At 46.6% G+C, this 26,116-nt stretch carries 20 protein-coding genes; 13 read left to right on the forward strand and 7 right to left on the reverse strand.

Annotated elements, in window-relative coordinates; all coding sequences use genetic code 11:
- Nucleotides 1–37: 37 nt before the first annotated feature.
- The 5 genes from J3491_RS06715 to gmk all read right to left on the reverse strand — a co-directional run bounded on the left by J3491_RS06715 (nt 38) and on the right by gmk (nt 7,003).
- Nucleotides 38–2,320: a primosomal protein N' gene (locus tag J3491_RS06715; protein ID WP_207969611.1), complete on the reverse strand. Its 2,283-nt coding sequence runs from the start codon at nt 2,318–2,320 to the stop codon at nt 38–40.
- A gap of 361 nt (nt 2,321–2,681) precedes the next feature.
- Nucleotides 2,682–3,062, reverse strand: coding sequence for a RidA family protein (locus tag J3491_RS06720; RefSeq protein ID WP_207969612.1), 381 nt, complete (start codon nt 3,060–3,062; stop codon nt 2,682–2,684).
- A gap of 271 nt (nt 3,063–3,333) precedes the next feature.
- Nucleotides 3,334–5,532 carry a RelA/SpoT family protein gene (locus J3491_RS06725; protein ID WP_207969613.1) on the reverse strand — a complete coding sequence of 733 codons (2,199 nt, stop codon included), beginning with the start codon at nt 5,530–5,532 and terminating at the stop codon, nt 3,334–3,336.
- Nucleotides 5,533–5,927: 395 nt separating this feature from the next.
- The gene (gene rpoZ / locus J3491_RS06730) at nt 5,928–6,188 is read right to left on the reverse strand and encodes a DNA-directed RNA polymerase subunit omega (RefSeq protein WP_068403827.1); all 261 of its coding nucleotides are present in this window, start codon (nt 6,186–6,188) and stop codon (nt 5,928–5,930) included.
- Nucleotides 6,189–6,379: 191 nt separating this feature from the next.
- Nucleotides 6,380–7,003, reverse strand: coding sequence for a guanylate kinase (gene gmk / locus J3491_RS06735; protein ID WP_207969614.1), 624 nt, complete (start codon nt 7,001–7,003; stop codon nt 6,380–6,382).
- Between the two features lie 328 nt (nt 7,004–7,331).
- Between gmk and ispH the strand changes: the two genes are divergently transcribed.
- The 12 genes from ispH (at nt 7,332) to J3491_RS06795 (ending at nt 19,201) form a co-directional block, all read left to right on the forward strand.
- A complete protein-coding gene (ispH, locus tag J3491_RS06740) occupies nt 7,332–8,288 on the forward strand; it encodes a 4-hydroxy-3-methylbut-2-enyl diphosphate reductase (RefSeq protein WP_192996069.1) in 957 nt (318 codons plus the stop codon).
- 1 nt (nt 8,289) lies between these two features.
- Nucleotides 8,290–8,541: a hypothetical protein gene (locus tag J3491_RS06745; protein WP_075100476.1), complete on the forward strand. Its 252-nt coding sequence runs from the start codon at nt 8,290–8,292 to the stop codon at nt 8,539–8,541.
- Nucleotides 8,542–8,709: 168 nt separating this feature from the next.
- Entirely contained in the window at nt 8,710–9,525 is an 816-nt protein-coding gene (locus J3491_RS06750; protein WP_207969615.1) for a thioesterase family protein, read from the forward strand.
- Between the two features lie 366 nt (nt 9,526–9,891).
- Entirely contained in the window at nt 9,892–11,418 is a 1,527-nt protein-coding gene (locus J3491_RS06755; RefSeq protein ID WP_279380987.1) for a catalase, read from the forward strand.
- A gap of 304 nt (nt 11,419–11,722) precedes the next feature.
- Nucleotides 11,723–13,702 (forward strand): molecular chaperone HtpG, encoded by a 1,980-nt coding sequence (gene htpG / locus J3491_RS06760; protein ID WP_075100479.1) that lies wholly within the window; start codon nt 11,723–11,725, stop codon nt 13,700–13,702.
- Nucleotides 13,703–14,036: 334 nt separating this feature from the next.
- A complete protein-coding gene (locus tag J3491_RS06765; protein WP_207969617.1) occupies nt 14,037–15,506 on the forward strand; it encodes a C13 family peptidase in 1,470 nt (489 codons plus the stop codon).
- A gap of 94 nt (nt 15,507–15,600) precedes the next feature.
- The gene (gene fghA / locus J3491_RS06770; RefSeq protein WP_207969618.1) at nt 15,601–16,491 is read left to right on the forward strand and encodes an S-formylglutathione hydrolase; all 891 of its coding nucleotides are present in this window, start codon (nt 15,601–15,603) and stop codon (nt 16,489–16,491) included.
- A gap of 265 nt (nt 16,492–16,756) precedes the next feature.
- Nucleotides 16,757–17,011 carry a TIGR03643 family protein gene (locus J3491_RS12070; RefSeq protein ID WP_341534383.1) on the forward strand — a complete coding sequence of 85 codons (255 nt, stop codon included), beginning with the start codon at nt 16,757–16,759 and terminating at the stop codon, nt 17,009–17,011.
- A gap of 69 nt (nt 17,012–17,080) precedes the next feature.
- Nucleotides 17,081–17,773 carry a ribulose-phosphate 3-epimerase gene (gene rpe / locus J3491_RS06780; protein ID WP_075100483.1) on the forward strand — a complete coding sequence of 231 codons (693 nt, stop codon included), beginning with the start codon at nt 17,081–17,083 and terminating at the stop codon, nt 17,771–17,773.
- A 66-nt stretch (nt 17,774–17,839) separates the two neighbouring features.
- A complete protein-coding gene (locus J3491_RS06785) occupies nt 17,840–18,199 on the forward strand; it encodes a hypothetical protein (protein ID WP_075100484.1) in 360 nt (119 codons plus the stop codon).
- 172 nt (nt 18,200–18,371) lie between these two features.
- Entirely contained in the window at nt 18,372–18,683 is a 312-nt protein-coding gene (locus J3491_RS06790; RefSeq protein ID WP_075100485.1) for a hypothetical protein, read from the forward strand.
- 200 nt (nt 18,684–18,883) lie between these two features.
- On the forward strand, nt 18,884–19,201 hold the full coding sequence (locus J3491_RS06795) for a hypothetical protein (protein ID WP_075100486.1): 318 nt from the start codon (nt 18,884–18,886) through the stop codon (nt 19,199–19,201).
- Nucleotides 19,202–19,379: 178 nt separating this feature from the next.
- Here J3491_RS06795 and rpmG read toward each other — a convergent pair whose 3' ends face one another.
- On the reverse strand, nt 19,380–19,535 hold the full coding sequence (gene rpmG, locus J3491_RS06800) for a 50S ribosomal protein L33 (protein ID WP_075100487.1): 156 nt from the start codon (nt 19,533–19,535) through the stop codon (nt 19,380–19,382).
- 38 nt (nt 19,536–19,573) lie between these two features.
- A complete protein-coding gene (gene rpmB, locus J3491_RS06805; protein WP_075100488.1) occupies nt 19,574–19,810 on the reverse strand; it encodes a 50S ribosomal protein L28 in 237 nt (78 codons plus the stop codon).
- Nucleotides 19,811–20,296: 486 nt separating this feature from the next.
- Here rpmB and J3491_RS06810 point away from each other — a divergent pair, with 486 nt between their 5' ends.
- Complete coding sequence (locus tag J3491_RS06810) at nt 20,297–26,005, forward strand: Ig-like domain-containing protein (RefSeq protein ID WP_207969620.1); 5,709 nt, start codon at nt 20,297–20,299, stop codon at nt 26,003–26,005.
- Nucleotides 26,006–26,116: the final 111 nt, after the last annotated feature.

Genomic DNA, 26,116 nt, shown 5'->3' on the forward strand with positions numbered 1-26,116 from the left:
CAATAAGAGGAAACGGTGATAGGTGTGAGGTATCATCCTACCAGCCGACAGGGTCGATATCTAAAGTCAGTTTTAGATATTTAGCGCTAGGTAGCGCCAGTACGGGTTGCCACCAGTGGCTTAGTACTTGGTGAAGTTGCCCGCGCTCTTTGGCGATGAGGAGTAGCTGGGCATGGTAGCGGCTGTTTTTTTTGCTCATGGGCGCATCGATGGGGCCGAGCACGGCCAAATTGTGGTTACTGGGCAAGATAGCGATGGCATCTTTGAGCGCTTGCATGGTGACGGCTAGGGTTTTGCCTTCGCAGCGAATCAACGCGGCATGGGTATAAGGCGGCAGTCCCATCATTTTGCGCTCTTGTAGTAGCTCTCGCGCAAATGACAGGTAGCCGTCTTTTACCAGTTTTAGCAGTAGCGCATTGTCAGGCTGTAGCGTCTGGATTAACACACGTCCTGCTTTGTCTCCGCGTCCTGCCCGACCGGCGACCTGAATCATCAGCTGCGCGGTATGCTCAGGTGAGCGAAAATCCGCGGACAAAAAGCCGCGATCGGCGTTGGGTAAGCACACCAAGGTAACGTTTGGAAAGTGATGGCCTTTGGCGACCATCTGCGTGCCAACTAATATGGCAGGATCACCTTGATTGATACGCTGATAAATATTTTCCCAGCTGTCTTTGCGCCTTGTGGTATCACGATCGATTTGAATGATAGGGTATAGGACTTTGCTGGTTTGCGGATTGGCAAAAATCGCGTGCAAATTTTCGCTAAGCCTGGTCGTGCCTATACCTTTGGCATCCAAGTTTTGACTGCCGCAGTCAGGGCACACCGCTGGAATATAAGCTTGCCAGTCGCAGTGGTGGCATTTGAGATAGGCATTACTGCTGTTTTGGCGGCTATAGTGTACTGTTAAATGCGCATCACAGCGCGGACAATCTGCTTGCCAGCCGCAAGCTTCGCACAATAAAACAGGTGCGTAGCCGCGCCGATTTAAAAACACCAGCACCTGATCGCCAGCTTCTAGGGTTTGCCGTATTGCTCCAATCATGGCGTCTGTCAGTCCAGTATCGTAGCGGGCGCCGTCATCCGTTGTCTGCTGGTGCGTACTTTGCAGACGCGCATCGATAAGCTGCATGGGCGCAGGCTTGGCATTGCCTGGCCGTGTCGATAGCTGACATTCTACCAGTTTGCCATCATCGACCAGTTTTAGATGCTCAAGCGAAGGGGTGGCGGTACCGAGTATGACGGGGATGTTGTATTGCACGCCGCGATAAAGCGCGACATCTGCGGCGTGGTAGCGCAGGGTGTCTTGCTGCTTATACGAGCCATCATGTGCCTCGTCAACGACAATCAACCCTAAATCGGCAAAAGGATAGAGCACTGCTGAGCGTGTACCAATGATGATTTGAGCGTGTCCTGTACGGCAGTCTTGCCAGCCCTGCAGGCGGTGGGTGTTGTTCATGCCAGAGTGTAGCAGCACGATATCTGCGGCAAAACGGCTGGCAAAACGGGCGCGCGTCTGCGGTGTCAAGCCAATCTCTGGCACCAAAATCAAAACCTGTTTGCCCGCCTCAAGTACCGCTTGCATGACTTGTAAATACACTTCGGTCTTACCGCTACCAGTAATGCCGTTTAATAAAAAACCAGTATAACGACCAGCTTTGTGAGCGGCGATGATGGTGCTAACCGCCTGTTGCTGCTCGTCATTGAGATCAAGTGGCAGTTTGGCCAGTTTGACAGGCGTCGGTGCTTGTTTTGGCTCGATATAGCGCTCGATGAGTCCTTTTTCTTCCAGTGTTTTTAAAAAAGGCCGCTGCATGCCTTCTAATAATAAAACGTCTTCGCTGGCACCGCGCTCGCCGTGCAATTTGAGCATATCAAACTGCTGTTTTTGTTTTTTGGCATTGGGATGAAAGTCGTCATCAGTGATGTTCGGCAGTATGCGCCAGTGCGTGATCAAAAGGTCTAGCGGCTTGCCTTGACGCACCAGTGTCGGCAGGATCACGCCAAACACATCGCCCAGTGGATAGTGATAGTAGCGTGCCAGCCAGTAAGCAAGCTTTAGCATCGCCGCGTTTAAGATAGGTTCGTTATCCAAGCATCGATAGATAGATTTGAGCTTATTTAGTGGTACGCTGCTATCGGCGGCAGCGATATGAGCAACCACGATACCGATAAGTGTCTGCCGACCGAAAGGAACTTCGACACGGCTACCGATTGCTGGACGCGCGCTAGGCTCAGCGGTTGGGGTAGCCTGCGTAGCTGCTGGCAGGCGATAGTCAAATACCCGGTAAAGGGGCACAGGTAGAGCAACTTGTACCAACATAAAAGGCGTCGCCGTCTTATTAGAGAGATGTCATTGCCACAGACGATGATTTACATGGTCGGCATATAGTCGATTCTAAATAAAAGAGTCATACGTTTATTGATCAGCAAGGCCGATAAAAATTTTTTGGCGTGCTGTGCCTACGCAGACAGAGGCTGCAAAAATTTCTATCAGCCTTGCTATAACATTTTTATAGTGAACTGACTATAGGCAGTATTAGGACATTAAAGTCGAAATAACGCCGCATTAACCAAAAATATTTGAATATTTAATAGACTCTATTCAGCTATTCACTGCTAAAAACCAATAAGCTTAGCAGGGTGCTAAGCTTATCGTTACAACACAGATATGAGTGGCAAGCTTACTCAATATACATGATGGCTTCGATCTCAACCACGCCGCCCTTTGGCAACGCGGCGACTTGTACCGCCGCGCGCGCTGGGTATGGCTCGCTTAGGTTGGCGGCAAACACATCGTTGAGCACGGCAAAGTCGCTTAGATCGGTCAAAGAAACGTTGAACTTCACCACGTCACTTAAGCTACCGCCAGCGGCTTCACAGACGGCTTTTAGATTGGCAAATACCTGCTTGGCTTGTGCTTCAAAGCCTTCTTTTAGCTCCATGGTGTCTGGGTCAAAACCCAGCTGACCTGAGACATAGACAGTGTTGCCAACTTTGACGGCTTGTGAGTAAGTGCCAACGGCGGCAGGTGCTTTTTCTGTTTGAATGGTTTGACGAGTCATAGGATATCCTTGTTATCTGTTGTTAGATGGGTTTGTCAGTTGGGTTTTGAGCATACAGTGGCAGCCTGTACTGTCTTGCTGCAAGCTGTCCAGTTTAGCATTGTTTACTGCTTTCTAAAAACCTCTGAGCATCGCGCCGCCTTTTATAATTTGCCACGTCGTCAAAAGTTGCTTGTGCGATCGTCAATCCAATATAGACACGACTTGATAGCCTTGTGTCTGATTTATTTGGATTCGACGATAGAGCGACACATCTGGCCGCCATTTAGTGCTATAGCTGATATAGACGGATAATATTGGGGAAGCCGAGTAATGAGCGTAGCTCGCGGATACCCTGCGCTAAGTGGTTGCGGCTACGTACCACGATATGGAGGATGGTATCGCTGCTGCGTACATCGATTTTTTCGACGCCCATATTGAGCTGGCGCAAGTGATAAATCACTTCACTGATTTGCTCATCGCTCAAGGCAATAGAGAGTTTAAGATAAGCGGGGAAACGAACTTTACCGTTATTTTTGATCCCCGTCTCGCCCGCCTCGCTTTGGTTGACAGCTTTATCGCTGCGCCAACGCAGTTGAATGACCTGATAAGGATTGTCTTTACGAATGTCATCAAGCGAAAAACACTTATGACGATGGACGACCAGACCGTGGCGTGATAAATGACCGACGATGGGGTCGCCGTAGATCGGATGACAGCAGTTGGCAAAGTTGATCTCAACCCCTGAGGCGTTGACGATCAGCTGCTGCGGCTGGGTCATATCAGCGCTATGCTCTTGCGCGTGTAGGTCGTTGACTTCGTCACTAAATAAACGGGTAACGACCAGCTGCGGCAGCAATGTGCCAGAGCTGATTTGCTCAAATAAGGTGTTTTTTTCTGTCAAACCGCGCCATTCAGTTAGGTTTTTCCAGTCGCTGTCTGTCAGATGGTCAAGGCTTTTTTGATAAGTCTTAAGCGCGCGATCTAAGGCTTGCTTTCCATGATGCTGTTTGTCAGCGGCGGACAAGTCCTTAAACCAGCGCAATATCTCTTCGCGGGCCTTGTTGGTGGCTACAAACCCAAGCCACTCTGCTTTTGGCTCTGAGTGGTTGTCGACCTCGATTTCAACCAGTTGGCCATTTTTGACCACCGTGCCCAGTTTGGCTTTTTTGCCATCGATGTTGGCACCGACAGCGACGTTGCCGACCATCGGGCCGACAGCATAAGCAAAGTCTAGGGCGGTGGCGCCTTGCGGCAGCTCGTAGGCTCGGCCTTTGGGGCTATAGCAAATGATTTTGCTAGAGTGTAGATAATCCATCAGCTCGTTAATGGTGGAGACGGCCGCCGAAAAGTCAGGACTGCCATCATTTAAGCTGTCTTCTTCGACCAAGTCCTTCATGTTACGCAAGGACGCTTGAATGACTGATTGACTGACATCAGAGGCGTGCTCAGCACCGATGACCCCAAGCCTTGCCGCGCTTTGCATTTGCTTGGTCAAAATCGTGACTTTGACCACGTCATTGTCGCGCTCGTAGATGAGCGTCAGCGACTGATTGCCACCTGGCAGCGGGCGGCGAATATTATCAGCAATATGGGTGTCGTCGATTTGGTATTTTTTGATCAAATAATAGGCGAGCTTATCGCAAGCTTCGATATTGTCGAGTACGATCTCAAACGCATAATGACGCAATAGCGCACTGATTTCGCCGCGGTTGCGAAAAAACTGTCGGTAAATCACCACGCGGTTGTCCAAGACCTTGACCAGACCGTTTAGATCTAAGTTATTTAACACGATACTCAGATAGCGATGAATGGCTTCTCGTTGAAAATTGCGCCCCAAGCCGTGTTGCAACAGCTTATCTGAGAGCTTGTTGTACATCTCAGAGTCAAGATTGCGATAGCACAGTACCTCGATATAATCGGCGATGTCATTGAGACCCATCAGCCGCGCAAAGGGCACATAAAAATCTAGCGTTTCTTGTGCGGTGGTGCGCTGTTTTTCTGGGCGTACCGCATCCAATGTCGACATGTTGTGCAGGCGATCTGCCAGCTTGATGATCAATACTCGTGGATCTGCGAGGGTCGCGGTCAGAATCTTATGAAAAGTGGCGGCTTTGTTTTCTTGTTTATTGTGTGCCGAGGATTTGAGCTTGGTGACGCCATCAACCAATCTGGCTACGGCTTTGCCATAGCGCTCAGCGATTTGCTCATCGCTGACCTCAGTGTCCTCTACAGTATCATGCAAAATCGCCGCAATGATGGTATCTCGATCCAAGCGAAAACCTGCCAGTATCTCAGCGACCGCAATAGGGTGGGTGATATAAGGCTCCCCTGATTTGCGCTTATCCTTGATATGGGCGATGTCACCAAACTCACAGGCATCAATAACATCACGCCGCTCGGCGGCAGTGAGGTAGCCTACTGAGCGCAATAAGTTATATTGAGCATCATCGACTAGGTGATGACTGAGTTTGGGCAAGGTTTGAATCATAAAGTGACGATCCTATATTTGATGACTGGGTTTTATGACCAGTTTTTATGACTGCTTTTTATGACTAGGCAACTGCGATAACACTCAATCATCGATCAAGATAAGCGGCGGCTGACAAAATATGAACTCGCTATAGAAAACGTGAGAGTGAGAGCCGTGCACCTTCTAATTAATCTTAAATTGCATTCAATGTCAACAGCTAAGCAAATCGCGCGGCAAAAAATCTAAAAATTCCCACTCAGTGGTATATTTTGGGGTCTCAGTGGTCATTACAACTGATACAACCAAAAAACCACAGCTTATGCTGTGGTCTCTTTTGTCATGATGATATGACGGCTTTTGGGGCATATATAGCCCGCCTTAATCTGGTTGGTCTAACAAACCATGATTAAAGATTAAAAGCTATGATCACCTGACAGGGCTAAGTCTAATGAGCTGGTTGCAAAGTTATGCTCTGGCTGATTTAAAATATCGCGGGTGATTTTGCCAGCAGCAATCTCACGTAATGCCAAAACCGTTGGTTTGTCATTATCGACATCAACCATTGGCTCAGCGATACCTTTGGCCAATTGACGGGCGCGCTTGCTTGCGACTAAAATCAGCTCAAAGCGATTATCTACGTTATCTAAACAATCTTCAATCGTCACTCGTGCCATAAATAGCTACCTCGGTTGTTTTTATTAAGTGGCGAGGATGGCCGCCACTCAATAAAAATAATATCAAAAATATATAAAGGGGGATAGCTAGATATTATAGCATTTTTTGCCCCGCCGCGTCGTTGCTTTTTTATCTCTACATCACAAAATCTGGCACGCCGCCCTTTTAACGCGTTAATTTGTCTGACGTTTTAGTCTGCCTGAGTGCCGAGCAGATTGGCGATGGTGCGATGGTAGCGCTGCTGCTGGCGGCTTAGGGTCTGCCTGTCAGCGACGATAATGGCCTTTAGCTCAGTCAATGCCACCTCAAAGTTGTCATTTATAATCACATAATCAAAATGGACGTACTGCGCCATTTCCGCCACTGCACCGGCCAAACGCTGCTCGATGACCTCCATCGAGTCTTGCGCGCGTGTCGATAGACGCTGACGCAGGGTGTCGATACTGGGCGGTAAAATAAAAATCATCACCGCGTCCGTAAAGATTTTTTTGACTTGTAGCGCCCCTTGCCAGTCAATCTCTAAGATGACATCGACGCCTGCGTCTAACTGCGCCCGTACGCTTTGCTCTGAGGTGCCATAGTAGTTGCCAAACACCTCAGCATGCTCCAAAAACTGATTGTCATGGATGGCGGCGACGAATTCATCGACATTGGTAAAATGATAATGCTGACCATCGACCTCGCCTGGACGCGGCGCGCGCGTGGTATGTGACACACTGACAGTCAAGTCATTGGTGGTAGCCAATAGCTGTTTTACCAGTGAGGTCTTGCCAGTACCTGAAGCGGCGGTGATGATAAATAATGAACCTGTCATACAGTGTGTCCTAGTAGCGAGTGCCCTAATAAATATAAAAAGCTGGTAAAAAGAAAAATCGCCATCATTTATGGCGATAGCAGGGTTGATTGGTACCGTAATAAACAGCCGTTACGCATAATAAAGCACCTGCCCATCAGTAGGCGGTAGTCACATGACTACTACGTACTAACTGTGACCGGCGCGGGAATTTCAAAGGCAATAAAAGCAAATTATGCTACAGTAACGCATGGGTTTTATCCCAAACCTTCAATCAAAGCTTAATCCAAGCTGTTGTGAGACGTTTTATATAGTCTTAAATACAAATTATCTAATGATAGGCCTTTTTATGCAAATTTATCTTGCCAATCCGCGGGGATTTTGTGCTGGTGTCGATCGCGCTATTGCGATTGTCAACGAAGCATTGACACGTTTTGAGCCGCCCATTTATGTCCGCCACGAGGTGGTACATAATAAATTTGTGGTCTCAGACTTGGCCAATCGCGGCGCGGTATTTGTTGAAGAATTGGATGAAGTGCCAGATGGCTCCATCGTTATCTTTTCAGCACACGGGGTATCAAAGGCGGTCGAGGATGAGGCTGAGCGCCGCGATTTGACGGTATTTGACGCCACTTGTCCGCTCGTCACCAAAGTGCATATCGAAGTGGCAAAGTTTGCGCAAGAAGGCATGGATGCTGTGCTGATCGGCCATGCCGGCCATCCAGAAGTCGAAGGCACCATGGGGCGGTTTAACCGTAGGCATGGCGGTCAGATTCATCTGGTCGAAAACGAAAGTGATGTGGCTGCACTCAGTGTCCAAGATGCTGAGCGCCTAGCGTTTGTCACCCAAACTACGCTATCGATGGATGACACCGCGCGCGTCATCGATGCACTGCGCGATAAGTTTCCAAGCATTCAAGGCCCGCGCAAAGACGATATCTGCTACGCCACCCAAAACCGCCAAGATGCAGTCAAAGACTTGGCGGGCCGCTGTGAAGTGGTGTTGGTCGTTGGCTCACCAAACTCATCAAACTCCAACCGTCTGCGCGAGCTGGCCGAACGTATGGATTGCCGAGCGTATCTGATAGACAATGCCAGCGAGATGGACAAAAGCTGGTTGGAGGGTGTGCAGAGTATCGGGGTGACGGCTGGTGCCTCAGCGCCGGAAGTCCTGATCCAAGAAGTGCTAAAGCAGCTGCAAGACTGGGGTGGCGATTTGCCAAGCGAGCTATCGGGTATCGAAGAAAACGTGACGTTTAGCCTGCCAAAAGCGCTGCGCATTCCGGTCACTCAAGTAGGCAAGTGATATGAGTCAACAGCAGCCAAAAACAAAGTTTGTCTTAGCAGAAGCCACGCTAGATGAGATCAACAAGCAGCTAAAAATCAATACCTTTGTCACCATCGTCTTGGTGCTGATGCTGCTACTCAATACCGCTCAGTTTATAAAGGGTTATAGCGTCTTATATGGCGTACTGATTGCGGTGATGGCGTTTTTTCTATTTATCATGGTCAAGAGTCGCACACTGCTGACCATGCAAAAACAACGATTGAGCAAATAACGTATGCTTATCGAATCCGGCAACACGTTATTCCAATCAAAATCATATCCAACCAAGCTCATATAAGGTACACGTCGACGATAAGTCAGGCAGGATCAGCCAGACAGTTTGCGGTCATAAATAGTGTGCTTTAAATAAAAAAGAGAATCGAAAATATTAAGGAAAATTATGTCAGCGTACTACAAACTGGTCAAACGCGAACCATTGGCAGAGGGTGTCAGTATCGCGCATTATCAGCCGACCCAGCATGCCCAAGGCGCGTGGAACGAGCACGAGCAACATATGGCACCAGCCACTGGGGTGCTGAGCGCTGAGTTACAAGGGTATGCGCCGCAAAAAAACATGCGCATTGCTCGTATTAGCTTAGATATTTTGGGGCTGATACCGCTTGATGAGTTTACCATCACCACGCGCTGTATTCGCCCAGGCAAGACCATCGAGCTTGTCGAGGCGGTAATGAGCAGCCGTGGTCGTGATGCCATTATTGCTAGGGCATGGCGACTGCTGACGCAAGACACCAGCGCCATCGCTGGCATTGAGGATCAATCAGCACAGCATAAGCCAGAAACGTTGCCTGCTTGGGAGGATATGAAAGGTTGGCCGGGCGGCTTTATCGAAAGTGTGCGCTTGGTGGCCGCTCCAGATCGCCGTGAAGGTCGCGGCATGGTTTGGATAACCAACGATGTCGAGATGGTAGAGGGCGTACCCACTGATGATATGGTGCATCTGCTGGGCATGGTCGATACTGCCAATGGCGTGGTACCAAGACTGGGTTTAGGGCTGTCAAAACTAGAGTGGATGTTTCCCAATACAGACCTGCAAATCCATATGCACCGCGTCCCTAAAGGTCGCTGGCTCGGTATCGAAGCAGTACAGCAGTATGGCGCTGATGGTATCGGGCTGACCAGTGCTGTGCTCCACGATGTGCATGGGCCCTTTGGTCGTAGCGAACAAATACTGACCATCCGCCCGATGCCGCGCTAGCATAAAAAAGGTGAGTGAGCGTAGGTAGGCGAGCATATACGCCGCATTCGCGACCATGCTAACTATGCTGACCATGTTAACGAAGGCAAAGCAGAGCCAGAACCATGGCAATTATCGTAAGGTTTTTTGTAGTTCTGTAAAATAAAATGAAAGCATGTGATTAATTAATTATACAAAACAAGCCGAATCGGTTGTAATAGTAATCAAGCAAAGGCTAGGTAAGATAACTGCACAGGCAGGTTACTATGAACAAAATTCATCTGAACAAAGATCACCGCTTTTCAAACAAACTGACGAGCATTCTAGATATACTGCTAGAGGCGTATTCAGAATAAGTTTGGCACTTTCATTTGTTTTTACAGGAGTATGACCATGAGTGATAAAAAATGCCCTTACGCCCCAACCCAATTGACCATGGGTAATGGCGCACCAGTCGCTGACAACCAAAACAGCATGACCGCAGGCAAGCGCGGCCCATTATTGGCTCAAGATATCTGGCTCAATGAAAAGCTTGGCAATTTTGTCCGCGAAGTGATTCCAGAGCGCCGTATGCACGCCAAAGGCTCAGGCGCGTTTGGTACCTTTACCGTGACCAACGACATCAGCAAATATACCCGCGCGGCTATTTTTAGCGAAGTGGGCAAAAAAACCGAGATGTTTGCGCGCTTTAGTACTGTGGCAGGCGAGCGCGGCGCGGCCGACGCAGAGCGTGACATTCGCGGCTTTGCCTTGAAGTTTTATACCGAAGAGGGTAACTGGGACATGGTCGGTAACAACACGCCTGTGTTCTTTTTGCGCGACCCACGCAAATTCCCAGATTTAAACAAAGCGGTCAAACGTGATCCACGTACCAACATGCGCTCAGCGACCAACAACTGGGATTTTTGGACTTTATTACCAGAAGCCTTTCACCAAGTCACCATCGTCATGAGTGATCGCGGCATCCCAGCCTCGTACAGACACATGCATGGCTTTGGCTCACACACCTACAGCTTTTGGAATGAAGCGGGCGAGCGCTATTGGGTGAAGTTTCATTTCCGTACGCAGCAAGGCATCAAAAACTTAACCGATGACGAAGCTCGTGAAGTCGTCGGTATGGACCGCGAAAGCAATCAAAAAGACTTGTACGATGCTATCGAAAACGGCGATTTTCCGAAGTGGAAAATGTACGTGCAAATCATGCCAGAAGCTGAGGCAGATACCGTCCCTTATCATCCGTTTGACTTGACCAAAGTATGGCCAAAAGGGGATTATCCGCTTATCGAAGTGGGTGAGTTTGAACTCAACAAAAACTCTGACAACTATTTTGTCGATGTCGAGCAAGCTGCGTTTGCGCCTAGCAACTTAGTCCCAGGTATCAGCGTCTCACCAGACAGAATGCTCCAAAATCGCTTGGTGAACTACGCCGATGCTCAGCGTTACCGTGTCGGTGTCAACCATCAGCAGATCCCTGTCAACAAGCCGCGCTGTCCTGTGATGAGCAACCACCGTGATGGTCAAGGCCGCGTCGATGACAACTATGGCAGCCGCCCACACTATGAGCCAAACAGCTTTAGCCAGTGGCAGGAGCAGCCTGATTATGCCGAGCCACCCTTAAAGATTGATGGCGATGCGACGCACTATGATTTTCGCGAAGACGACAGCGACTACTTTAGCCAGCCACGCGCGTTGTTTCATTTGATGAGTGCTGAGCAGCAGCAGGTCTTGTTTGATAATACCGCCAGAAACATGGCAGGCGTGCCAGACTTTATTCAGTATCGTCATATTCGTAACTGCCACTGGTGTGACCCTGCGTATGGCGAGGGCGTGGCCAAGGCTTTGGGCTTGAGCGTCGAAGATGCGATGGCTGCCCGTGACGCTGATCCAGCGCGTCATTTGCCAAGCTGTCTATAAGCCGCGACGCATCGCTTGGCGTGCCTAAAGGAGGCAAGCGAGGCAACGCCACTCAATGCTAAAAAATGATAAAAACCGCTTAAGTCAACTTAGGCGGTTTTTTTGTGGACGATTTTTATGGCCAATCTTGGTTTTTGCGGTATTTTGGCTTGAAATTTTTGCCTGTGCCCCTATCTGATTAACCAGCCTAACAGTATTTATCGCCCAGCCTTTATGGCCAGAGATGCCATACTGTTGGTATTGGAAAATTTGTGATTCACCGCTGCTGATGACAGCATCTTTGGTATGAATAATAGGAGTTTTTATGAGTGAGCAGACCCAAGTGGACAATCAAAGTTCCGCTGATGTAAAAAAACACAGTTTTGAAGCAGAAGTCGCCCAGCTACTGCACTTGGTGACCCATTCGCTATATTCTAATGCCGATATTTTCGTTCGTGAGCTGGTCTCTAACGCCTCGGACGCTTGTGATAAATTGCGCTTTGAAGCCACCAACGATGACAGCCTTTATGAAGACGACGGCGAGCTTAAAATTCGCATCGATGTCGACACCGAGGCCAAAACCATCAGCTTTATCGATAATGGTATCGGTATGAATGAAGCCGATGCCATCGAAAACCTAGGTACCATCGCCAAATCAGGCACCAAAGCTTTCTTAGATAAGCTGTCTGAGTCGCAAAAACAAGACGGTCAGCTGATTGGTCAGTTTGGGGTGGGCTTTTATTCAGGGTTTATCGTGGCCGACACCATCACCGTTGAGTCGCGCAAAGCCGGTGAGCCTGCCGATCAAGGCGTTCGCTGGGTATCTGATGGCACGGGAAGCTTTACGGTTGAGACCATCACAAAAGACACTCGCGGCACCCGTATCACGCTGCACTTAAAAGAAGAATACAGTGAAGGTGAAGACAACTACCTAGACCGCGGAAAGATCAAGCGTCTGGTCAACAAATACTCAGATCACATCAGCTTGCCGATTCAGATGCGTAAAGAAGTTTGGCAAGAAGATGTCAAAGAGGAAGGTGCGGACGAAAATGATAGTAGCGACGCACCAGCCGGTGGTCAGATGGTCTTGACCGATGAATGGGAAACCATCAACAAAGCCAGTGCGCTGTGGACACGCTCAGCATCTGAAATCGAAGATGATGAATATGTCGATTTTTATAAAAACATCACTTATGACATGGACGATCCGCTCACATGGACACACAACCGTGTCGAAGGCCGCGTGCAGTACACCCAGCTGTTATATATTCCTAAAAAAGCGCCAATGGATCTGTACACACGCGAGCAGCAGCATGGGCTAAAGCTGTATGTCAAACGCGTCTTTATCATGGATGAAGCAGAGCAGCTACTACCGATGTATTTGCGCTTTGTCAAAGGGGTGATCGACTCTGCTGACTTACCACTGAACGTCAGCCGTGAGCTGTTACAAGAGTCACGCGATGTAAAATCTATCCGTGATGGTAACGCGCGCCGCGTACTGACTTTGCTGGCGAGCCTTGCCAACAGCGAGGACAGCGACAAGCAAGAAAAATTTGCGCAGTTCTATAGCGAGTTTGGCGATGTCATCAAAGAAGGCCTGGGCGAGGACATGGGCAACCAAGCGCGTATTGCCAAATTGCTGCGCTATGCCACCAGCACCAATGACAAGGTCGAGACCAGCTTTGAGGACTATAAAGCGCGTATGAAAGATGGGCAAAAAGCCATCTACTATCTCACGGCTGACAACCTCGCTGCTGCCAAAAACAGCCCGCAGCTTGAGCTGTTTAAGAAAAAAGGCATCGAAGTCATCTTGATGACCAGCCGCGTTGATGAGTGGGCGATGAACTTCTTGACCCAGTTTGATGACACGCCGCTACAAAACATCGCCAAAGGTGCGGTAGATTTGGGCGATTTGCAAGACGAAGAAGAAAAAGCGGAAGCGGAAAAGGCGCAAGAGGCCATGAAGCCAGTCGTTGACAAACTAAAAACGACCCTAGGCGCACGTGCCAAAGATGTCAAAGTCTCAACGCGTCTGGTCGACAGCCCAGCGTGTTTGGTGGTCGGCGAAGGTGAGCTCTCCCCGCAGATGATTCAGATGCTCAAGCAAATGGGTCAAGAAGTGCCAGAGAGCAAGCCCACGCTTGAAGTCAACCCAGAGCATCCATTGATCAAAAAACTAGAAACCAGCGAGCAGTTTGATGAGCTGGCGCAAGTGATTTTTGATCAAGCACTATTGGCCGACGGTGGTCAACTTGACGACCCAGCCGCGTATCTAAAACGCGTCAACGAGCTATTGATGAAGTAAGTACGGCTGATATCAGTGACTAATAAAGGAGGTCTTGTACTCAAGGCCTCTTTTTTTTATATGTTTTTATGTAAATATAGCCGAATTTTACAAATCAGCCTTATCCTCTTAGGCGACAATCCGTTACAATCGCGATAGATTAGCGCGCTAAGCTATTTGGCTGGGTTTTTTATTTTTAACCCTATTTTATCGTCAATTAGGGATAAAATTGCTGTCGGTACACCGTACAAACATTAGATAAAGTATATAAAATGGTCTATTAAAAAACGCTGACAGTAAAGCGTGCTATCCTTGATTTGCGTTATTTCTCTCGACTGGCTAGAGGTCTAAGTCTTTGTCACTTGCGTCGTTAAAAACCGTATCGCTTCAGCGTTTTTCGCTCAATTTCGCGGCCAATATCATTGCAACCTTATGGATGCTAGTAGGCTCAACGCGGGCGTTTTCTTGGGTCAAGCCTACGTTTATACAGTTTGCTGTTTTTGCGCTATTGGCGCTGGGCAGTAATGTGCTGTTTTCGTGGCTGGCAGCCGAAAATGGCAGCGTGTTTAATGAGCAAGGACTGGTCAGCTATCTTATTTGGCCGATGATTATCTTGCTCAGTGGTATCATCTTGGCACGGCGAGCGAGCAATCAAACTTTGGTGTTTGTGCCCGTGGTACTATGGCTGGTCGCGGATACCTTATCGGCGCTGCTACAAAGCTTGGTACAGTTTTTGGGCAGTCATGGCTGGTTACCTGACTGGAGTTATTCGTTTTTACCTATTTTATTTTTGCTGCTTTTTTTGTGGCAGACACTGGCACTGCTTTGGATATTTTCGCGGCGTCTGCGTATTCCGTGGTGGGAGCGTATCCTTGTGCTGCTCGGTGCGGTGGCGCTTTTGACTATCTGGCAGCGTAACGTCGCTGATCAGCCCATATTTAAACAAATTCCTATCGAGCCTGTGCTAGAGGAGGCGGCGCTCTATAAGCAGCCGCGTTTACTCGAAAACGCTCTAAACAGTATCGATCCGGGTATCACGGGCAAAACCGACTGGTATTTTATGGGTGTGGCGGGGTTTTCTGAGCAAAATGTATTTCGCTCGGAGATCAATAAAGTCCGTGAGCTGTTTGATGTACGGTTTGGCACCAGTGGTCGCTCGCTTGCTTTGATTAATAATACTTATAGCTGGCTAGATGAGCCGGTGGCGACCAAGACCAGTATCTTGCGCGGGCTAAAAAAAATTGGCCAGCAGATGAATACCGATGAAGATGTGCTGTTTATGACGCTCTCATCACACGGCACCGAAGACCTGATTCAATTGGCCAACCCGCCACTCGCTATGGAAAACCTCGACGCGGCATGGCTGCGTGAGGCACTGGATACTTCTGGTATTCGCTGGCGGGTGATTGTGGTGTCTGCCTGTTATTCTGGCTCGTTTATCGACGAGCTGGCGTCGCCGACCACGGTGGTGATTACCGCCTCAGACGCTGATAAGATGTCGTTTGGTTGTACCAACACCGCTGAGATGACTTACTTTGGCCAGGCGTTTTTTGCCGAGAGCTTACGTAGCAATACCAGCTTTGCGGCGGCCTTTAAAGACGCAAGGCGGCGGGTTAGTAAGCGCGAAAACCTGATGGGCTTTGAGCCCTCTGAGCCGCAAATGGCCATCGGTAGTCTAATGGAGACGGCGCTGCCAGCCTTTGAGCAAGTGCTGTTTGATAAAACGCGGCCGCCAGTGGCACGCATTATAGAGGGGGCTGGTATCGATGCCGCACCTAAAAACGCTGCCCGTCCAGCGGTCGCCGCTATTGATGGGATGCGTTGATCTTACCAATATAAGACAGCATGGCCCATGTATTCTCTCGTTAAGCGTCATATATTTGACCAGTATTTTATCTTAGATAAAAAGGATCTGACTTATGAGTAACTCCTATCATCATAGCTTCTCTACCAGCTCACAGCTCACGCAGCTTAGTGTCAATCGCTGTTTTGATGGCGAGCAGCACTATTATAGCCATCAGTCGACAGCGACAAAGACTGCGATGACATTTAGTATCTACTTGCCAGATGAGGCGCTCGCAGGTCGCCGCTGTCCAGCTGTTTTATATTTATCAGGTTTGACGTGTAATGCCGATAACGTCACGCACAAAGCGCATTTTCAACAAAAATGCAGCGAGCTTGGGATGATATTTATCGCGCCAGACACCTCGCCGAGAAGTAGTGAGTCGGTGGATGTGCCAAATGATGAGCGTTATTTTGTCGGGCAGGGTGCCAGCTACTATGTCGATGCTGCGCAGGCACCGTGGTCCGAGCATTTTAATATGCAAAGCTATATCGTAGATGAGCTATATGACTTACTGCGCTCAGAGTTTCCTATCGATAGCATCGGTGTGACAGGACACTCAATGGGTGGTCATGGGGCACTGCTATTGGGGTTTAAATTCCCAAGTAAGTTTGTCAGCGTATCAGCGCTGTCGCCAGTATGCGCTGCCAGCGAGTCGGCATGGGGCGAGGCTGCTTTTACAGAGTACTTTGGTGATGATAAAGCGCAGTGGGAGCAAGCAGATGCGGCAAACACGATAGAAAAAGTCGGTCAGCAGTATGCAAGTATTTTGGTCGATCAAGGCGCGGCGGACAGTTTTTTGGCAGACGGCCAATTACAGACCAATAAGTTGCTTGACGCTTGTGAAAAAGCCAAACAGCCCTTAACATTACGTTATCAAGCAGGCCATGACCATAGCTATTACTTTATCCAAACTTTTATTAATGATCATATCGAGCATCATTGGCGTATGGCGCAGTTTGGCTAGTGGCTTGTTTGTCCTGAGCTGTTTTTTGCGCGTAGGCTTTCATATAGGTGCTGTACGGTAGATTGCTTATGTTTATTAAGGTTAAAATATAATGGCAAGTTATCAAGATATTATGACTTCCAAGCCTGCTATATCGCAGGCCGCTTGCGCTTCATCCTCGCTTACCATCATGCGCGCTGATATGATTGCCGCCTTACAAAACAAGCAACATGGTAAGCGGGCGTCAACTGAGCCGCAGCCCTGTCCTCAGCATACAGGTAGTAGTCTGAGTGTACTAGATGAGGTGCAGATATCACGCGTGATAGAGATGGCGTGGGAAGATAGGACGCCATTTTCAGCGATAGAGCATGGTTATGGTCTAAATGAGAAAGCAGTTATTAAGCTGATGCGTCACACGCTAAAACCATCGTCTTTTCGCCTATGGCGTCGGCGTGTCAGCTGCCGTGCTACCAAACATGACGCCAAACGCTCCTTTAGCGTAGGACGCGCTTATTGCAAAACGCAATATAAGCCGCGTTAGCTGTGGTTTTGAGCCTTGTTATTTCTAGCCTTGTTATTTTTATACAATCATCAATCAGGTAGTTTATTTATGAGCAGTCCTTCTAAGCCTTATCTTATTGCGCCTTCTATCTTATCGGCTGACTTTGCCAGACTTGGTGAAGAGGTCGAAAAGGTATTAGAGGCTGGTGCTGATGTCATTCATTTTGATGTCATGGACAATCACTACGTACCCAACTTAACGTTTGGTAGCATGATCTGTAAAGCGCTACGTGATTATGGCGTCGATGCCCCTATCGATGTGCATCTGATGGTGTCGCCTGTCGATGGTATGATTGAGCAGTTTTTGGACGCAGGGGCCAGCATCATTACCTTCCATCCAGAAGCCAGCGCGCATATCGACCGCTCTTTGCAGCTGATCAAAGATGGCGGCGCTGAGTGCGGTTTGGTATTAAACCCAGCAACGCCTTTACACTACTTGGACTACGTGATGGATAAGGTCGATCAAATCCTGCTAATGAGTGTCAACCCAGGGTTTGGCGGTCAGTCGTTTATCGACAGTACGCTGGGCAAGGTGCGGGAGGTGCGTCAGCGCATCATCACCAGTGGCCGTGATATCAGGCTTGAAGTGGATGGCGGCGTCAAGGCCAGCAATATCCGTGCGATCGCTGAAGCGGGCGCTGATATGTTTGTCGCAGGCTCGGCGATATTTAATCAGCCAGATTATAAAGCTGCAATCGACGCCATGCGTGCAGAGCTGGCATTGGCCAACGCGAGCGCATAGCTGAGATGGGGCACGGCTCACGGCTGCTGTTAGCGTGAGCGCCCTACAAAAGTAAAAAGGTGACATATGAACACAAACAAACCGCCACACACATCAGTGCCGCCTGATTCTGTAAATAGCCACGCGCCGCGACAGCGCAGCTTGGTGCCTAAAGGTATTACTATTGGTCTTGCTGTATTTGCGCTTGTACTCAGCTTAGCCGGTTATGGCTTTCGGCTGATGCTCGGTGAAGATGTAGAGACGGTGCTGCGCCATGCAGCGGTCATCGTCCCAGCCTTTGTGCTGGGCATCCCGCTGTTTTTTTGGCTGGGTTCGCGCCTGCTCAACAAAGTCAAAGGCATGCATATCGAAACTCGCAATGCCTTAACGCTTGGCTGGCTGACCGCGTGCGTGGCCATGCTGTGGCTGATGGGGACTTATAGTTAAGTTGTTATGTGCCTCGCTATACTGCATAAACTAAAGGGTTTTGCGTATCGTGCATATCAAATACCCTGTTATGAGGACAGGTTAGTGTGTATGAGCGCAATTCAACCTTTTGTGACTGCTTACTTTTTATTCATAAATACGTCACGCTGTTTGGGCGTGACTGGACGCTTGCATGTCAAAACCTTCTGATAAAATCTTCGATCTTATTTTTCCCAAAGACTTACCCAACAGTTTGTTTATTATCCTGATAGTGGCTTGTCTGCTGCTTGGGCTGTCATCCTTACGTCATGGCACCGACTTGCAAGGCTGGCTCAATGTCATCGAAAACTGGCTACTGATGCTGCTGATATTTCCTACGGCGACAGCGACTGTTGCCTTGCCATTTAAATACCGTGACCCATCGCTTGAGCTCAAGCTCATGTATTATCTGGGTATGTTTGTCGCTTTCTTATTTACCTTAGCAAAACTGCGCTACTGGCGCTGATCGGCGCATGTGCGAGCGCAAATACTTGACACAAAAGCGGACTCTAGAATAGAAGACTTACGTGACAGCCCTTGAATTTCAGGGCCAAAGCGTCCATTGTATGCATAAGACAGTTTTACCCGTATTACTTAGCGTAATCACGTGGCCAGACGCGACGTATTTTGCCAGTACTTCATCACGGGACAATAAGGAACACATGAATGCCATACGACATCGATATCGATAATGAGATAGAAGTAGATAACGAGAATAGCGATCAATTCGCAGGATTTGGAAGAGAAACCACGCTTGAGCTGGTAGAGGCCGATGATGGGCGACTGCTATTACGTGATGCTGAGCAAAATGAAGCACCGCTCATGACCATTGATTTTTCTGAAAAGCTCAAAGACATCCTCGGCAGTGATACGCAGGCGATAGGTCAGCATATGATTCATGCTGCCATTCAGGTGATCATGCAAAAACAAATGAGCCAGTGGCACGCCCATGTCTATGACAAAGAGCCGGCGCATTATAGCTAGTTGGCTGGTGTACTGCACTAAGCTAGCCGATGTACTATAGACAGATAGTCAGCTGAAAACCTACGGCCAAAGCGCCATGCGAGTGACAGTAGAAAAAAGTAGCAGATAAAACAGACAAAAAAAAGGGCTTATCAATCGATAAGCCCTTTTTTATATTCAAATAATCAGCATTGCCGTATTATTTGATTTTTGCTTCTTTAAAGATCACGTGCTGGCGGACTTTAGGATCATATTTTTTGATCTCCATTTTGCCAGGCATCGTGCGCTTGTTTTTGGTCGTGGTGTAATAATAGCCAGTACCAGCAGTCGATACTAATTTGATTTTATCTCTCATGATAGCTTTCCTTTAGATGGTGGTGATAAGCGCGTGGCTTAAACTTTTTGACCTTGTGCGCGCAAATCTGCTAACACTTTATCAATACCAACTTTGTCGATGATGCGCATACCTTTGGTAGACACACGTAGACGTACAAAACGGTTTTCTGACTCTACCCAAAAACGATGGTTGTGAAGGTTTGGTAGAAAGCGACGACGGGTTTTGTTGTTTGCGTGCGAAACATTATTACCCACCATAGGGCGCTTTCCAGTCACTTGGCAAACTCGAGACATGGCGAACTCCTAATCTATGAGGTATGAGGGATTCTCATACCAGTCTGGGCAAGTTGCGCGTTTTTGCGGCATGGACACAGCAAGCGGCAGCTTTGCACCAAACAAAACTATATGAAGGTTGAGCTGATATGACTGTTACTAAAGGCAAATAACAGACCCACCAATTCAGAAAATTTTAAAGCCGACATTTATACCATAAAACAGATGAATACTCAAATATTTTTATGATTATCGTCGGTCTAAAGGGTAACTATTATACCCTGAAATGAGCCGTCTATGTTGTTGATTATTTAATAGTAAAGATTCATTTTTTAGTTGTAAGTTATAACAAAAGTCAGTAAAGTTGCTGTTATATATTTAATACAATCTGTTAATACAACCAACCTTACTGTAATTCTATGTATCATTATCAGTCTGTCATGATTCTAGACAATGATATCTTGCTTATTTGCGCGAATAAATTACTGCCGATGCGGAGTTCCAAATATGTCATATAGTTCATTACCTCTTTCTTCTAAACTCTTTCAGCTCACTTCTTTGACGTGCGCATTGGCTTTGGCAGGTTGTGGCGGCGGTGGTGATGGAGACACAGTGGATTCTGTTGCTCCTGCCCCTGACTTAGGGGTCCAGCCTGGTACAGGTGGTGAAAATGGTAATGGTGGCGGTAGCGAGCAAGTACCGGATGTCGAGCCAGACTTCTTTTTGCAAAAGATAACAGTATTGCCTAATAAAATTGTTGAATTGTCTGACGAGCCAACCGTTTTTAGTGTAGCTGTTAAGGCTGCTGAAGTCAGCTCTGGTGGTGCAATGGTCGGTAAAGCCGTAACGCTGCAAGTAGTAGATTCAAAAAACAACGGTATTACGATTGAAGGGCAGAGCACTCAGACTACTGATCAAGATGGTAATGCTATATATTCATTAAAGCTCAATCCACAAGCAGTAACAGATAAAAGTGCCTTAATAAAAAACGGCTTTACCTTAGTTGCGACTGCTAAGAGAGCAGATGGCACAGCAGTAGCGCCGCAAGAGCTCAAAGTCGCTGTCAATGAAAAAGGTAGTGGCGGGACACAAATTGTTGAAAGTAAGCTTGATATCTCTTCTGTCTTAACAACAAGCTCAGTCTCTACGAATGCTTTAAACCCTTATGGTGATAATGCTCAATTGACGGTTGTTGCTAAAAACAGTAAGGGTGCCCGTGTTGAAAATGTCACAGTTGGACTCGGTATTGATAGTATCAAAGGCGTCTCTATTATCGGTGGTAATAATAAAATTACAAACACAGATGGTATCGCAACCTTCAATATAAAAATTGAAGAAAATCTATTGAAAGCTGACCGTGATGCATTGCTAAAAGATGACGGTATCGTTTATGCCATTAGTATCAAAGAGCAAAGTGGCGCGACCAAGCAAAAAACCGGTAAGTTACCTGTGGCACTACCAGCTTCTGATTACAAGTTAAGTGTTATGGGGATATCAAAGCCACTGAGCGCCTACGGTGATGAACAGCAATTAACGATTAAAGCTACTCCAAAAAACGGTAATGTAACCACAGAGATTAAGAATGCTAAGGTTATGGTTAAGCTCAATGATGCTCCTGATGGAGTGAGTTTGGAAAGCAACGAATTGGTCTTAAACGCTAATGGCCAGGTAACGGTGGCTTTAACAGTAGCCTCTGGACTCAAGGACTCTGTGCGCAAAGAATTGGCGAAAAACGGTATCAGCTATACAGTAACATTATCAGAGCCTAACCATTCAGTAACGTCTGATGATTTTGCGGTCTCGGTTGAAATTCCTGTTGCCAAAAATGTCGTCAGTTTTGAAGGCAGTGATAAGAAACAGCTATCGAGCTCGGGTGGTAGCGCTATTGTCAGCTTTAGGGTAAATGATAAAAATGGTGGCGCAGTCGCTCAGCAGTTAGTATCTGCAAGCCTGCCTGCTGCTTTGACAAGTAAAGGCCTACTTACTATTGATGGCAGTGCTGAACAAACTACTAATGATAAAGGAATTGTTAGCTATGTAGTACGTGTACCTGTGGGGCTAAGTGAAGCGCAAAAAGCAGCATTAGAAAAAGCGAGTGGTTTTGTGTTGAGTGTGAGGGCAGTTGAAGCCTCTGGTGCTAGTATGACAGCAAGTAGTGACCGTATTGCTATTGGTTCGGATATTGGTCAAAGTGACATTGTGTTAACGGCAAAAAGTATTCCTACTACCGTAAATATTTTAGAAGAGCAATTTAAATTACAAGTTGCGGCCAAGCGCAAAAATGGCAGCGCAGCAACTGGCAGAATGGTAAAGCTTGTGCTCAATGAAGGTTCGAACACTGGTATTACCATTCAAGGTAATGAAAAAACTACAAACAGCAGTGGTATTGCTGAGTTTACCATTGAGGTTAGTCAGAGCTTAAGTCAAATACAACGCGATCAACTTATTAAATCGGGCATTGGTTATACGGCTGTCGTAACTGATCAGGACGGAACTCAGTCTAAAATCATTCAAAATATTAAAGTCGAGCGACCAGCTACCAGTATTCAGTTTTCTTCTATCACAACGCCTACAATTAGTGAGATAGGCGGCAGCGGTAATGTGGGCGTTAAATTAATGACTAAAGGTAGCAATGCTACACCAGTAGAAGCAAAAGCCGTAACCATCCAGTTGGATGCAAAAGCTAAAGAGTACGGAATTACAGTAGCTCAGGGCACAACCAATACAGATTTTAGTGGTGAGACTACCTTTGCTATAAAAGTTCCAGAAGGTTTGACAGCTGTACAACGAGCAGATTTAAAAAGCGCAGGGTTTAAGTATCAGCTCTCTTATGTTGAAAACAATATTACTTATAAGTCTGATATAAAAACAGTAAAAATTACGACGCCTAGCGTGAGTTTAAATGTTTTAAATGCGACCAATAATATTGATAATCAACCAGGATTTATTCTTAATAATGTAGGCGATATTGCAACAATACAAGCTCAACTCAACAACCTGTCAACTGATACTCAAATAGCCAATCAGCCAGTTAAATTAGTATTTGACAATAAAGCTTTGGCAAGTTTATTCACTGTAAATGGACACAAGGGTTCAGCCAACATAAACGCTAATACTGATGATAATGGCTTGGTTGGTTTTGACATCTTAGTGTCAAATGATTTAACAGATGCAGAAAAAGAGGCGCTTAACAAAGAAGCTTTGACGGCGACCTTGACAGAGACACTAACGGGTAAACAACAACAGGTCAAAATCAAAATCCAGTCTATGACAGCGGCCATTTCTTTATTGGTGAACGCATCAAATAAGTTAAACCTAAATGGTGGTGAAACACAAGTTGAGGTCATCGCAAAAGATAAGAAAGGCAATATTGCTGTAGATCAAAAAGTATTTTTAGCCCTGCCAGCTGCTGTTGCTAGTAAGGGTGTGACCTTGGTATCTAATGGTAGTCAGACTACTGATAACTCAGGTAAGGCGGTATTCACTATAGCCGTTCCTAATAGTTTAACCGATGAACAAAAAGCTGCCATTGGCAGTAGTATAAATATTGCCTTATCAGCTGCTGATGCTAATGGCAATATTGTTACGCAAGCAAGCTCAGTGGGTACTATGGCTCCGACTACAACGACTGAAACGTTGACCATGGGCGCAAATAAAGTAGTCAATACTAAAGGCGATACATTCAAAGTGTTTGTACGTCTAGAAAATGAAGATGGCAGCATTGCCAATCGTGAGGTGCGTTTAAATGTTAACAATCCTCTACAAACTGGTGTGATGATCACCAGTAACACGGCTGTAACGAATGGCGATGGTGTAGCAACCTTTGATCTTAAGTTAGAAAATAATGACGGCGTCAACCAAGCAGTACTTGAAGCAGGAATTAAGCTTACAGCTAGTACTATTACAGCCGAAAACACTAAGTTGACACAAAACTATATTGTGGCAGTAGATACAGCAACGATTGATAATTATCAGATTATAGCGTCCTCTGATAAATCTACATTAAACACAGGAGGCGATCAGACCAATGCTACCTTCCGTGTGACCGACAGCAAAGGCGGTGTCTTAGCAGGGGTGCCTGTACAGTTAAGTATTGAAAACTTAGAAGCTAGTGGTGCCGCTTTAACTACACCAAGCATGGTAACTACTAATGCTAATGGTCAGGTTGACGTCGGTGTTATCTTAGCAGCCAACTCTATCAACTCACGTTTGAACCATGACGTGGTGGTTCACGCTAAAATCGTAACGCCACAATACGATGAAGATGGCAAAGTCAGTATGCAAGTACGTGAAGAGAAGTCCGTAAGCTTATCAGCTATCGGTACAGAGGTTGCCCTTACAGCTACAGAAGCCAATTTAAAAGATGATGCTTCTACTACTATTACAACCACATTAGTGGATAGTGCAGGACGTGCTATTGCCAATGCTGGTATGGAGCTAGTTAATGCGAACGGTGATGTTATCCACTCTAGTGCGACTGCTGTTAGCAATGTAGATGGTCAAGCAGTATTTACTATTAACGAAGCTGATTTGACCTTTGATAGCAATGGTAACTTACGTGTATTTGCTCGTGCTATTGGTGAGGATCGTATCAATATTCAGCGAAGTATTAGCAGTATCGATTTGGTTAAAGTCTCACAGGCAGGTATCAGCTTTATCGATATTACAAATGTCTACGATGTCAATAAAGCCCATACCGTTAAGGTTCAAATCCGTCGAGATACAGCTGCTCAAGCAGCGGAGTTAATTGGTAAGCAAGTCGAGGTGCAAACCACACTAGGTACGTTTGCTAGTGGTAGTGCTGTTAGCAATAATGTCATCGTTACCAAAACTATTACTGCCAATGACATAAGTGGCAATATTATTACGATACCTGTTACCTTAACGTCAGAGCTTGCTGGTATTACTGTACTACAAGCAACTGTACTCGGTGAAAATGTTAATGGTCAGCCTAAGTATCAAACCACAGTTGATACCCGTTTCCGTGCTACAACGCCTGATAAATTACTATTTCAAGCAGTGAAGTCGGTTATCACTCCTGGTGGCAGCACCGAAGTGGTAGCGACAGTCAAAGATAAAAACGATGTACCTGTAGAAGGTCAGACGGTAGTCTTTAGTCGTTCGGCGGACTCATCAGCAGGTCGATTATCGGCTGCAACAGCGGTGACGAATAGTAGAGGTGAGGCGCGTGTTGTCTATACAGCCAATGCCAGTACTCCTATTAATAAGGTAGTTATCAATGCTCGACTACTCGATGATAAGTTTAATATTCCTGCTAAAACGACAACTATTACTGTATCAGAAGAAGCGGTATATACTACTTTAGCACTCTCTAATAAGTTATCTTCTGATGATATTTACTATACGGTACGTGGTTCGATATCGGTTATGGATGGCTCAGGACGTGCTGTCCCGAATCAAGCAGTATCGATTAAGTCTTATGCCACTGAGTATGCTCAAGGTATATATTGTTTATTAGATAGTACAACTACTTATCAAGCTGCTGATATTGATGAGCTTGACGAGTTCGGCAATGTGATAAAGACTACTACACCAGAACCGAAAGTGTTCTCCGAAAAAATGCCAGTACCACTAAAATCTGTTTGGTATCCTACTGAAGATGCTAATTACAACTATACTTTAGATAGTGATTCGACTTTAAATGAAGATAAAAACAATAATGGCACGCTAGAAGCGATTAACCCTGTGGCTATTTTAGTCAATGGGCAGCTTGCAGATGATAATTATACGTTTATGACAAACGCAGAAGGTCGTGCTGATTTCGAAATCCGTTATCCACTACGTTATTCTAACTGGGTAAAAGTACGTTTTGATGTCACAACTCTCTTGAATGGTAGTGAAAACGTACAAAGTATCAATTATCAGCTTCCTACATCAGTAAATGATTTGGTCATAAATGGGTCAACTCTGATAACGCCTTGGCTTGATAATACTAGCCCCTTCGGTCATGGTGGTGCGACCTGTACCAATAGTATGAGTGTCACTATTAATGAAAACACATCAAATACTAGAGTAACTTTGTCGCCTTACTCACCAGACTATAATGTGACTATTGAAGGTCAGGGTACGGCCAATACTCCAAGTACAGGCTTTAATACTTATATTATAGACTTTAATAAAGCATTTGAGCTTGGTTCAACTATTAATGTAAGTAATAATGGGTTTGGTTTTTCTAGAGTATTAAAAGTTAACTAAAAATATTATATCTTTGAGGTTACGCTTTACAAAACCCCCAACCCTGCGTTGGGGGTTTTTGCATTTAAAATCTTAATAACCAAATACAACCAACTCAATCAGCAAAGTTTT

The sequence above is a fragment of the Psychrobacter halodurans genome (assembly GCF_017498075.1).
Classification (GTDB): domain Bacteria; phylum Pseudomonadota; class Gammaproteobacteria; order Pseudomonadales; family Moraxellaceae; genus Psychrobacter; species Psychrobacter celer.

What these genes read in the sequence shown, in the direction of transcription:
- J3491_RS06745 (WP_075100476.1), top strand. Translation starts at nt 8,290, where the DNA reads ATGAGTCAACAGCAGCCAAAAACAAAGTTTGTCTTAGCAGAAGCCACG.
- J3491_RS06790 (WP_075100485.1), top strand. Translation starts at nt 18,372, where the DNA reads ATGTCAAAACCTTCTGATAAAATCTTCGATCTTATTTTTCCCAAAGAC.
- ispH (WP_192996069.1), top strand. Translation starts at nt 7,332, where the DNA reads ATGCAAATTTATCTTGCCAATCCGCGGGGATTTTGTGCTGGTGTCGAT.
- gmk (WP_207969614.1), bottom strand. Translation starts at nt 7,003, where the DNA reads ATGACAGGTTCATTATTTATCATCACCGCCGCTTCAGGTACTGGCAAG.
- J3491_RS06785 (WP_075100484.1), top strand. Translation starts at nt 17,840, where the DNA reads ATGAACACAAACAAACCGCCACACACATCAGTGCCGCCTGATTCTGTA.
- rpmB (WP_075100488.1), bottom strand. Translation starts at nt 19,810, where the DNA reads ATGTCTCGAGTTTGCCAAGTGACTGGAAAGCGCCCTATGGTGGGTAAT.
- fghA (WP_207969618.1), top strand. Translation starts at nt 15,601, where the DNA reads ATGAGTAACTCCTATCATCATAGCTTCTCTACCAGCTCACAGCTCACG.
- rpoZ (WP_068403827.1), bottom strand. Translation starts at nt 6,188, where the DNA reads ATGGCACGAGTGACGATTGAAGATTGTTTAGATAACGTAGATAATCGC.
- J3491_RS06795 (WP_075100486.1), top strand. Translation starts at nt 18,884, where the DNA reads ATGCCATACGACATCGATATCGATAATGAGATAGAAGTAGATAACGAG.
- J3491_RS06755 (WP_279380987.1), top strand. Translation starts at nt 9,892, where the DNA reads ATGACCATGAGTGATAAAAAATGCCCTTACGCCCCAACCCAATTGACC.
- rpmG (WP_075100487.1), bottom strand. Translation starts at nt 19,535, where the DNA reads ATGAGAGATAAAATCAAATTAGTATCGACTGCTGGTACTGGCTATTAT.
- J3491_RS06750 (WP_207969615.1), top strand. Translation starts at nt 8,710, where the DNA reads ATGTCAGCGTACTACAAACTGGTCAAACGCGAACCATTGGCAGAGGGT.
- rpe (WP_075100483.1), top strand. Translation starts at nt 17,081, where the DNA reads ATGAGCAGTCCTTCTAAGCCTTATCTTATTGCGCCTTCTATCTTATCG.
- J3491_RS06725 (WP_207969613.1), bottom strand. Translation starts at nt 5,532, where the DNA reads ATGATTCAAACCTTGCCCAAACTCAGTCATCACCTAGTCGATGATGCT.
- htpG (WP_075100479.1), top strand. Translation starts at nt 11,723, where the DNA reads ATGAGTGAGCAGACCCAAGTGGACAATCAAAGTTCCGCTGATGTAAAA.
- J3491_RS06720 (WP_207969612.1), bottom strand. Translation starts at nt 3,062, where the DNA reads ATGACTCGTCAAACCATTCAAACAGAAAAAGCACCTGCCGCCGTTGGC.
- J3491_RS06715 (WP_207969611.1), bottom strand. Translation starts at nt 2,320, where the DNA reads ATGTTGGTACAAGTTGCTCTACCTGTGCCCCTTTACCGGGTATTTGAC.
- J3491_RS06810 (WP_207969620.1), top strand. Translation starts at nt 20,297, where the DNA reads ATGTCATATAGTTCATTACCTCTTTCTTCTAAACTCTTTCAGCTCACT.